This window comes from Streptosporangium sp. NPDC001681 (genome assembly GCF_040298085.1).
GTDB lineage: Bacteria > Actinomycetota > Actinomycetes > Streptosporangiales > Streptosporangiaceae > Streptosporangium.
Window position 1 is genome coordinate 1 of sequence record NZ_JBEOZN010000335.1, and the last position, 1,063, is coordinate 1,063.

Sequence of the window (1,063 nt, forward strand, 5' to 3'; positions counted from 1 at the left end):
ACGGTCGTGCACCGGGTCCAGCGGGTCAGCTCACGCTCGGCGGGGTGGACGATCTCGTCGGGGTCGGCCGCCGCCGGTACGCCGAGCAGGCCCCGCTCGGCGCAGTAGTCGTCGTTGAAGACGGTGTCGAAGTAGCGGTGCGGGCCGTCGGGGAAGATCGCCGCTATCCGGGTGTGGCCGGGCAGGGTGCGGGCCAGCCAGGATGCCACCAGGGCCACCGCGCCGACGCTCCATCCGCCGGTGGCGTACCGCAGCGCGGCCAGGCGCCGGCAGGCCCAGACCGCTTCGGCGGGGGCGACCCAGTGGACCTCGCCGAATGCCTCATAGGCCACGTTGCGCGGGTAGATGCTGCTGCCCAGGCCGCGCATGAGCCGGACCCGCGCGGGCTGGCCGAAGATGGTCGAGCCGATCGTGTCGACGCCGACGAGGCGCAGGTCGGGATAGAAGCGCCGGAGCGCGTGAAAGACCCCGGCGCTGTGACCGCCGGTGCCCACGCTGCACACCAGGACGTCGATCCGCCCGAGCTGGCCGGCCAGTTCCATGGCCAGCCCCGTGTAGGCGGTGACGTTGTCGGGGTTGTTGTACTGGTCCGGGCAGTAGGTGTCGGGGTGTTCGTCGAGTAGTTCCAGCACGCGCTGGCGGCGGGCCCGCTGCCAGCCGCCCACCGGGTGCGGTTCGCCGACGACGACGACACGCGCCCCGTAGGCGGACAGCAGCCGACGCATCAGTGGTTCCATGCCCGGGTCGGTCACCAGCGTCACCGGGTGGCCGCCGACGATGCCGGCCAGTGCCAGGCCCAGGCCGAAGGTTCCGCTGGTGGACTCCACGATGGGCGCTCCGGGGCGAAGCAGGCCGCGTTCGCGTGCCCGCTCGACGATGTAGAGGGCGGAGCGGTCCTTGATCCCTCCGGGGTTGTTGCCCTCCAGTTTCGCCCAGAACCCGCGCCCCTGTCCCGAGGCGATCTCCGGGATCCAGAGCACCGGGGTGTTGCCGACCACGTGCTCGGGGGCGTGGCAGGTGGCTCCGGTGATCAACTGGCTGAGCGAGGTGGTGGCGATCTGCG

General features: G+C 71.9%; 1 protein-coding gene. It reads right to left on the reverse strand.

Annotated elements, in window-relative coordinates:
- Window positions 1–1,063: PLP-dependent cysteine synthase family protein (locus ABT130_RS47685; protein WP_350966516.1), on the reverse strand; the 1,063-nt coding region annotated here is incomplete at both ends.